The organism is Micromonospora sp. U56 (assembly GCF_018070095.1).
Taxonomy (GTDB): Bacteria; Actinomycetota; Actinomycetes; order Mycobacteriales; family Micromonosporaceae; genus Micromonospora; species Micromonospora purpureochromogenes.
This window is the reverse complement of sequence record NZ_JAGPYL010000186.1, coordinates 1-8,507: the sequence shown is the minus strand read 5'-3', so window position 1 is coordinate 8,507 and position 8,507 is coordinate 1. Positions and strand designations below refer to the sequence as shown.

The window sequence follows — 8,507 nt, the reverse complement described above, 5'->3', positions numbered from 1 at the left end:
GGGGGGCCGCGCCGCCAGAGCGAATCGCACCGTCCTGCTCGGGCTCGGTGCCGCCACACCCCAGGTCACGGTCCCCCGGCCAACGCCGGCGACCACTGCCCGCGGTAGAGCGCCCAGCCCCACCGGAGGCCGGGGCGGGCCCGAGGACCCGCTCCGGCCCGGTGGCTACTTGCTGGCCCGCACCGGCCCCGGCACGCCGGGGCTGACCGGCGCGGAGGCCTGCTTGCCGAGGTCCCGGTAGAGGCGCCCGGGCCACCAGCTCGCCCGGCCGATGTCGAAGGAGAGCGCCGGCACCAGCAGCGTCCGCACCAGGAAGGCGTCGAGCAGGACGCCCACCGCGACGACCACACCGAACTGGATCATGTCGACCACCGGCATGGAGGCGAAGACCGCGAAGGTCGCCGCCAGCACGATGCCGGCCGAGGTGATGACGCTGCCGGTGGTGGACAGACCACGGCGTACGCCTTCGGCGTGGCCGTGGCGCGCGGCCTCCTCGTGCACCCGGGTCATCAGGAAGATGTTGTAGTCGACGCCGAGTGCCGCGAGGAAGACGAAGCTGACCAGCGGCAACTGCCAGGCCGTCCCCTCGTGCCCGAACACGTGCTTGAAGAGCAGGTGCGACGCGCCCAGCGCGGCGAAGTAGGACGCCACCACCGTGCCGAGCAGGACCAGCGGCGCCACCAGGGCGCGCAGCAGGATGATCAGGAACAGCAGGATCACCGCGAGCACGACCGGGATGACCACCTGGGCGTCCCGGCTGGAGGCCCGGTCGATGTCCAGGGTCTCCGCGGTGGTGCCGCCGACCTTCGCGTTCGCCCCGGGTACGGCGTGCACCGCGTCCCGGATCTCGTCGATGGTCTCCTTCGCCGCGTCGCTGTCGGGCGCGTCCCGGAGCACCACGTCGATGATGACCCGCTTGCCGTCCGGGCTGGGCGACTCCTGGCCGACCGTCGTGCCGTCCACGCCGGCGGCGGCGGCCTTGACCGGCCCGGCGGCCGAGGCGTCGGCGACGAGGATGGCCGGGTCGGAGGCACCGGACGGGAAGTGCCGGGCGAGCTTTTCCTGCGCGGTGACCGACTGGGGCTTGGTCTGGAACACCTCGGTCTGGGCGAGCCCCATCTTGATGTCCAGCGCGCTGACGGCGAGGCCGCCGATCACGATCAGGCAGCCGAGCCAGACCACCCGGGGGTGGCGGCCGACGGACGTGCCGATCCGGGACCAGAATCCGCGCCCGGCCCGCACCTCCTGGCCGAACTTCGGCACGAACGGCCAGAACACCCACCGGCCGGCGATCACCAGCAGCGCCGGCAGGATGGTGACCATCGCCAGGTACGCGCAGAGCACACCGGTGGCGCCGACCAGGCCGAGGCTGCGGGCGCTCTGCATGTCGGCCAGGGCGAGGCAGGCCAGGCCGACCACGACCGTCGCGGCGGAGGCGAGGATCGCCGGGCCCGAGCGGCGCAGCGCGATGCCCATGGCCAGGTGCTTGTCGGCGTGCCGGCGCAGCTCCTCGCGGTAGCGGGCGATGAGCAGCAGCGCGTAGTCGGTGCCGACGCCGAACAGCAGGATCATCAGCAAACTGGAGCTGGCCGGGTTGACCGGCAGCCCGGCGTGTTTGGCGAGCAGGTACGCGACCCCCTGGGTGAGCGCGCTGGCGAAGCCGACGGCCAGCAGGGGGAAGATCCAGAGGAACGGGCTGCGGTAGATCAGCAGGAGCAGCACGATGACGATCGAGCTGGTCGCGATCATCAGGTTGACGTCGAGGTTCTCGAACGCCTGCGTGTAGTCGTTGAGCAGGCCGCCGGGGCCGCCGAGGTCGACGTCCAGCCCGGCCGGGGCGCCGGCCTGGGCGGCGGTGCGCAGGTCCTTGACCGCGAAGTCGATCTCGACGTCGTCACGGGTCAGCGGCACCACCAGCATGAGCGCCTTGCCGTCCTGGGACGGGATGGCCGGCTGGATGGCCGCGCCGCCGTCGGCGAACTTCGCGAACGCCGTACGGTCGGCCTCCACCTTGTTGCGGTCGGCGTCCTGGATCCCGGACTCGCGGGTGTAGACGGCGACCACCGGGACGGCCTCGGAGGCGGAGCGGTACTTGTCCAACTCCTCCATGACGGCGGTCGACTCGGCGCCGCGCGGAAGGCTGCCGGACGGAGTCCGGTCCTCGTAGTCCTCAATCTTGCCGAAGAGCGGGCCGAGCACGACGGCGAGGACTATCCACAACGCGAGGATGGCCCACTTGGAACGCCGACCACTCGGCAATTTGGCCAGTAGCCCGACAGAATCGCTCATTGAGCCGAAACCCTTCTATGCCCGTCTATGCCGATTTCATCGTCCAGGGCACGGAGATCCCGGCGTCGTCCGCCTGGGGACGGGGACAAGACCTCGTCGCTCATCGGGCCTGACGGCCATTTCCGAAGGTGCCCCACCACACGGGGCATGCTTCTGCGTATGCCCCACGCGTACATGCTAAGCAGTACGGCGGAACAGCGTCAAGCACTTCGGCAGAGTGTCCGACCAGTTGGGAAGAAGCGCTCGCGCCCCGGTTTAGCTGCGGAAATGCCGATGGCCCTGGGGTCGTCGGGCGGGCGGCTAGGGGATCCGTCGTCCTGGTTAGGGGGCGGCTGTTCTGTTCGTGCCGCCGTCGCCGGTGGTTACGTGAGAGCCCGACCAGCCGGTTGACGCGGGTCGACGTCGGCGAGCGTGAGGGGCGACGACGCATGGTGGACAAACCGCATTCCGACCTCGGGTCCCGGGTGGCCGAGCTGCATTCCGTCAAGGCCACGGCGATCGCCGGCCCGGGTCCCCGCGCCTCGGCGCAGCAGCACGCCAAGGGCAAACTCACCGTCCGGGAACGGCTCGACCTGCTCTTCGACGAGGGCACGTTCCGGGAGATCGAGCAGTTGCGCCGGCACCGGGCCGCCGGGTTCGGGCTGGAGGACCGCCGCTCGCACACCGACGGCGTGGTCACCGGCTGGGGCAAGGTCGACGGCCGGACGGTCTTCGCGTACGCGCACGACTTCCGGATCTTCGGCGGCTCGCTCGGCGAGGCCCACGCCGAGAAGATCCACAAGATCATGGACATGGCCGAGTCGGCCGGCGCGCCCCTGGTCTGCCTCGGCGACGGCGCGGGTGCCCGCATCCAGGAGGGCGTCACCGCCCTGGCCGGGTACGGCGGCATCTTCCGCCGCAACGTGCAGGCGTCCGGGGTGATCCCCCAGATCAGCGTGATGCTCGGGCCCTGCGCCGGCGGCGCGGCGTACTCCCCGGCGCTGACCGACTTCGTGTTCGCCGTCCGCAACGTGGCCCAGCTCTACCTCACCGGGCCGGACGTGGTGCAGGCGGTGACGGGCGAGACCGTGACGCACGAGCAGCTCGGCGGCGCCGAGGTGCACGCCTCGGTCACCGGCACCGTCTCGTTCGTGCACGACACCGAGGCGGAGTGCCTGGCCGAGGTCCGGCACCTGCTCTCGCTGCTGCCGTCCAACAACCGGGAACTGCCCCCGGTGCAGCCCACCGGGGACCCGCCGGACCGCCGCTGCCCGCGCCTGCTCGACCTGGTGCCCGCCGACCCCCGCGGCTCGTACGACATGTGCGAGGTGATCGGGGAGATCGTCGACGACGGGGACCTGCTCGAGGTGCACGCCTCCTGGGCCCGCAACATCGTCTGCGGCCTGGCCCGGCTGGACGGGCACGTGGTCGGCATCGTCGCCAACCAGCCCCGGATGCTCGCCGGCGCCCTCGACGGGCTGGCCTCGGCCAAGGCGGCCCGCTTCGTGCAGACCTGCGACGCCTTCAGCATCCCGCTGGTGACCCTGGTCGACGTGCCCGGCTTCCTGCCCGGCACCGCGCAGGAGCACAGCGGGATCATCCGGCACGGCGCCCAGCTGCTGTACGCGTACTGCTCGGCGACGGTGCCCCGGATCCAGGTGATCCTGCGCAAGGCGTACGGCGGGGCGTACATCGTGATGGACTCCCGGTCGATCGGCGCGGACCTCTCGTTCGCGTGGCCGAGCAACGAGATCGCGGTGATGGGCGCGGAGAGCGCGGCCAATGTGGTGTTCCGCAGGGAGATCGCGGCGGCGCCCGACCCGGAGGTGGCCCGCCGGCAGCGGATCAAGCAGTACGAGCAGGAGCTGATGCACCCCTACTACGCGGCCGAGCGCGGCCTGGTGGACGACGTCATCGACCCGGCCGAGACGCGCGCGGTGCTGATCGGTGCGCTGGAGACGCTGCGGGCCAAGCGGGTGCAACTGCCGGGGCGCAAGCACGGGAACCCGCCGACGTGACCGCGGCGGAGCAGTTCGACGAGGCGGGGGTCCCGCGGCTGGTGGTAATCCGGGGCACGCCCACCGAGGAGGAGCTCGCGGCGGCCACGGTCGCCCTGATGTGCGCGCTGCGCGCCGCTCGGGGTACGGCCCGGACCGGCCGCCGGCGCGCCGAGGCGTCGTGGTCCCCGGCGGCGGACTACCGGGCGCCCGGTGCCTGGGCCTCGCGATGCCACTGACCGGGTCCTCGTCGACGGGGCCGACAGCGTCGGGACCGACCGGGCCGCCGTCGCCTCGCACCGCGTCGACACCGACCCGGTGGGCACCGGAGGCGGTGGTTCCCCGCCGGGGTCAGTCCTCGCGCACCAGGCCGGCTTCGCGCAGTTCGTCGAGCCACCGGCCGATGACCACGATGATCTCCGCGCGGTCCGCCTCCCAGCTGGTGGCCACCTCGTCCGCGGCCAGGTTGAGGTCGCCGCCGTGGCGTTGCAGGGAGATCCAGGAGACCGTGACGAAGGGCGGGTACCGGTACGTGACGGCGGTCGGCTGTCGGTGCAGGATCAGCCACCCGTCCGGAGACACCGTGACCTCCACGTTGTGTTCCCAACGCAGACCCACCATTCCTCCCGACATCGCCCTCACCCGATCCCTGTGCGTTCCGATCACCGTCGCCCTCACCTCCCGGGCGATGGGCGACCACCCGAGGGTGACCCCTCCCGGGCCGTCGGCCGCCTGCGCCCTCTCGTCCGCGCCGTCTCACCGCCCGCCTCGACGACCCGCGCCGGTCGCGCCCGGCGCGAGCCGACACATGAAGTCGAACATCAATGCGACAAGTGAGAACGGAATGATTGTGGCGACTTTCCCGGCGTCAACCTCGAACCGAACAGAAATCGGCTCGGGAATAGACCCGGAGAGCTTCTGTTTATGCCGTATACCGTTGTGTGCAGACCGTACACACCGGCTACTCGACGCGTCAACCCCAGCGCCGGGCGCCGGCCGGGAATCGGCACGTCGACACCCCCGACCAGGACCACCGGCGACGGTTCCGAACTCGGTCGTGACCAGCACGAACGCGGTCCACCTAGGGGTCGGCGCACGCGTCGCGGGGCCACAACTCAGGGTCATCCCCCATCTGATCCCGGATGACGGAAAATGAGTGAGGACGTTTCAGAACTGCTCAGCAAGCCGGCCGTCAGCGGCGATTCCGCGCATTGTCGAGCACGGGAAATCCAGCCGCGCCGCCTCCCATTGGGGGCCGTGACCCCGCCGCCGGCCCAGCCCTCGGCGACACGCCGAGCACGGCCTGCCCACCCGCGGACCGACGCCGCCCGCGAGCCCCATCGAAGGCGCCCGGCGCGGCGGCGAGAACGGTCTTGACCTGCGGCGACGAAGCATGTTGACAGGCGAACATCGAACTGCGTACAGTCTACACGGATTAGCGTACGAGGCACGCAGAAGACCACCCGGAGCAGGGACGGCGAGGAGTGCAACGACAATGGCCTACGAATTGGCAATAGAAGCCAGCGGGCTACGAAAGTCCTACGGCGACGTGCAGGTGCTCAAGGGCGTGGACATCACCGTCCCCCGGGGCAGCGTCTTCGCCCTGCTGGGCCCCAACGGGTCGGGCAAGACGACCAGCGTCCGCATCCTCTCGACGCTCACCTCCCTCGACGCGGGACAGGCCAGGATCGCCGGCTTCGACATCGTCAAGGAGCGGCGCAAGGTGCGGCGGGCCATCACCCTGACCGGCCAGTACGCGGCGATCGACAAGAACCAGACCGGCGAGGAGAACCTGCGCATGATGGGCCGACTCACCGGCCTGTCCCGCGCCGAGTCGCAGGAGCGCGCGAAGCAGCTGCTCGCCCGGTTCGACCTGACCGACGCCGGCGGCCGGCGACTGGCCACCTACTCGGGCGGCATGGCCCGCCGGCTGGACCTCGCCGCGAGCCTGGTCGGGGCGCCGTCGGTGGTCTTCCTCGACGAGCCGACCACCGGCCTGGACCCGCGCAGCCGACTCGCACTGTGGGGTGTCATCGCCGACCTGGCCGCCAACGGCCTGACCATCTTTTTGACCACGCAGTACCTGGAGGAGGCCGACCGCCTCGCCGACCGGGTGGCCCTGCTCGACGGCGGCACCATCGTCGCCGAGGGCACCCCCACGCAGCTCAAGGAGCGGGTCGCGGGTCAGCGGCTCGACCTGGAGCTGGTCGACCGCACGGCGCTGGAGGACGTCCTCACGCTGCTGGGCGAGCGGGTGGTCACCAAGGATCTCGACCTGCTGACGATCGGGGTCACCACCGACGGCTCGGCCAACCAGGTGCGGGCCGTGCTGGACGAGGCAGACCCGCAGCGCAACCGGATCACGAAGTTCCAGGTGCACAGCGCCACGCTGGACGACGTGTTCCTGGCGCTGACGGGCCACCCCACCCCGAGCCCGGAGGTGGAGCGAGTTAAGGAGACTGTCGGTGACTGAGTCCATCGTCCTGCGCAACCGGCCCCGGCCCACCTCGCTCGGGACCGACATGGTGACCATGATCGCCCGCTGCACCCGGCTGACCAGCCGGGACCTGGACGCCCTGATGATGGCGCTGATGCTGCCCATCATGATGATGGTGCTCTTCGTCTACCTCTTCGGCGGGGCGATCCAGACCGGCGGCGACTACGTCACCTACGTCTCCCCGGGCGTGCTGCTGCTCTGCACGGTGTGGGGCGCCGCCCAGACCGGCGTGGGCGTCGCCAACGACATGAGCACCGGCATCATCGACCGGTTCCGGTCGATGGACGTCAGCGGCGCGGTGCTGCTCGGCGGCCACGTCACCGCCAGCGTCATCAAGAACATCGTCTCCACGGTCGTGGTGATCGCGGTGGCCCTGCTCATCGGGTTCCGGCCCGAGGCCAGCCTGCTCCAGTGGCTCGCCGCCGGCGGCATCCTGGTCACCTTCATCCTGGCGATGTCCTGGCTCTCCGCAGTGGTCGGGCTGCTCACCAAGTCCACCGACGCGGCCGCCAGCTTCGCCTTCATCATGATGTTCCTGCCCTACGTCAGCAGCGCGTTCGTCCCGATCCACACGCTGCCCGGCTGGTTGCAGGGCGTGGCCAAGCACCAGCCGTCCACGCCGATCATCGAGAGCGTCCGCGGGTTCCTGCTCGACCGGCCGGTCGGCGACAACCCCTGGATCGCGCTCGCCTGGTCGGTCGGCATCCTCGTCGTCTCCGTCACCCTCGCCGCGGTCTTCTTCCAGAAGAAGACGGACTGAGCGCGGGCGTCGGTCACCGACAGCGAAGGCCCTTCTCCTCCCCCGTTGGAGAAGGGCCTTCGCGCGTGCGCCGGCAGCGCCGACACGACAAGGGCGCCGCCTCCGTCGGGAGGCGGCGCCCTTGCGGCGTACGGGGGCTCAGGCCGTCTTGCGCCAGAACACCCCGCCGTTGTCCACCGGCCGGATCTCGTCGGTGATCCCGTGCTCGTCGCGGTACTCGTGCACCGCCGCCCGGCAGGGCTCCATGTTGTAGTCGTCGATGATGATGAACCCGCCCACGGAGAGCTTGGGGTAGAGCGGGATCAGCGCCTCCCGGGTCGACTCGTACAGGTCGCCGTCGAGGCGGAGCACGGCGATCGAGGAGATCGGCGCCGCCGGCAGGGTGTCCTTGAACCACCCCTCCAGGAACTCCACCTGCTCGTCGAGCAGGTCGTACGCCTTGAAGTTGGCCCGCACCGCGTCCGCCGAGACGCTGAGCATGCTGTTCAGGTTGTGCAGGGCCATCTCCTGGTCCAGCGGGTGGCTGCCCTCCCCCGCCTCGGGCACGCCCTCGAAGGAGTCGGCGACCCAGACGCGTCGGTCGGTGACGCCGTGCGCCTTGAGGATGGCGCGCATCAGGATGGTCACACCGCCGCGCCACACCCCGGTCTCGACCAGATCCCCGGGGATCCCGTCGGTCAGCACCCGCTCGACGCACTCCTGCACGTTGTCCAGACCCTCGAGACCGACCAGCGTGTGCGCGGCGGAGGTGCCCGGAAGGCCCCCCTCGGGCACCGCGGCGCCCTCGGCCCCCGTCCACCAGGGAGCGGCGTTGTCGGTGTAGATCTCGTTGGCGATCACCTTCTTGATCAGCTCAAGGTAGAGCGTGACTCCCGTGTCGGTCATCTGTCCGTCCTCTTCCGCGGCCGGCGCGCGTGGGCGACGCCGCTGTCGATCGGTCCTTGGTTGCCCTGCCGGACGCCGGTCGGGGCGCCCCGGATACCGC

At 70.8% G+C, this 8,507-nt stretch carries 7 protein-coding genes; 4 read left to right on the top strand and 3 right to left on the bottom strand.

Features of this window, described 5'->3' with window-relative positions; translation table 11 throughout:
• Window positions 1-165: 165 nt before the first annotated feature.
• Window positions 166-2,289 carry an MMPL family transporter gene (locus KBX37_RS32435; RefSeq protein WP_210779650.1) on the bottom strand — a complete coding sequence of 708 codons (2,124 nt, stop codon included), beginning with the start codon at window positions 2,287-2,289 and terminating at the stop codon, window positions 166-168.
• A 428-nt stretch (window positions 2,290-2,717) separates the two neighbouring features.
• Here KBX37_RS32435 and KBX37_RS32430 point away from each other — a divergent pair, with 428 nt between their 5' ends.
• Entirely contained in the window at window positions 2,718-4,286 is a 1,569-nt protein-coding gene (locus tag KBX37_RS32430) for an acyl-CoA carboxylase subunit beta (protein WP_210779649.1), read from the top strand.
• Window positions 4,283-4,504, top strand: coding sequence for an acyl-CoA carboxylase epsilon subunit (locus tag KBX37_RS32425; RefSeq protein ID WP_210779648.1), 222 nt, complete (start codon window positions 4,283-4,285; stop codon window positions 4,502-4,504). Before KBX37_RS32430 ends, KBX37_RS32425 begins: the two co-directional genes overlap by 4 nt.
• A 112-nt stretch (window positions 4,505-4,616) precedes the next feature.
• On the opposite strand, the gene KBX37_RS32420 is transcribed toward KBX37_RS32425, so the two are convergent.
• The gene (locus tag KBX37_RS32420; protein ID WP_210779647.1) at window positions 4,617-4,898 is read right to left on the bottom strand and encodes a hypothetical protein; all 282 of its coding nucleotides are present in this window, start codon (window positions 4,896-4,898) and stop codon (window positions 4,617-4,619) included.
• Between the two features lie 862 nt (window positions 4,899-5,760).
• Between KBX37_RS32420 and KBX37_RS32415 the strand changes: the two genes are divergently transcribed.
• Together KBX37_RS32415 and KBX37_RS32410 are read left to right on the top strand one after the other, a co-directional pair.
• On the top strand, window positions 5,761-6,738 hold the full coding sequence (locus tag KBX37_RS32415) for an ATP-binding cassette domain-containing protein (RefSeq protein WP_210779646.1): 978 nt from the start codon (window positions 5,761-5,763) through the stop codon (window positions 6,736-6,738).
• A complete protein-coding gene (locus tag KBX37_RS32410) occupies window positions 6,731-7,522 on the top strand; it encodes an ABC transporter permease (RefSeq protein ID WP_231925120.1) in 792 nt (263 codons plus the stop codon). Before KBX37_RS32415 ends, KBX37_RS32410 begins: the two co-directional genes overlap by 8 nt.
• A gap of 138 nt (window positions 7,523-7,660) precedes the next feature.
• On the opposite strand, the gene KBX37_RS32405 is transcribed toward KBX37_RS32410, so the two are convergent.
• Window positions 7,661-8,407, bottom strand: a complete 747-nt coding sequence (locus KBX37_RS32405) for a TylF/MycF/NovP-related O-methyltransferase (RefSeq protein ID WP_210779645.1) — start codon at window positions 8,405-8,407, stop codon at window positions 7,661-7,663.
• Window positions 8,408-8,507 lie beyond the last annotated feature (100 nt).

What these genes read in the sequence shown, in the direction of transcription:
- KBX37_RS32435 (WP_210779650.1), bottom strand. Translation starts at nt 2,289, where the DNA reads ATGAGCGATTCTGTCGGGCTACTGGCCAAATTGCCGAGTGGTCGGCGT.
- KBX37_RS32430 (WP_210779649.1), top strand. Translation starts at nt 2,718, where the DNA reads ATGGTGGACAAACCGCATTCCGACCTCGGGTCCCGGGTGGCCGAGCTG.
- KBX37_RS32420 (WP_210779647.1), bottom strand. Translation starts at nt 4,898, where the DNA reads ATGTCGGGAGGAATGGTGGGTCTGCGTTGGGAACACAACGTGGAGGTC.
- KBX37_RS32415 (WP_210779646.1), top strand. Translation starts at nt 5,761, where the DNA reads ATGGCCTACGAATTGGCAATAGAAGCCAGCGGGCTACGAAAGTCCTAC.
- KBX37_RS32405 (WP_210779645.1), bottom strand. Translation starts at nt 8,407, where the DNA reads ATGACCGACACGGGAGTCACGCTCTACCTTGAGCTGATCAAGAAGGTG.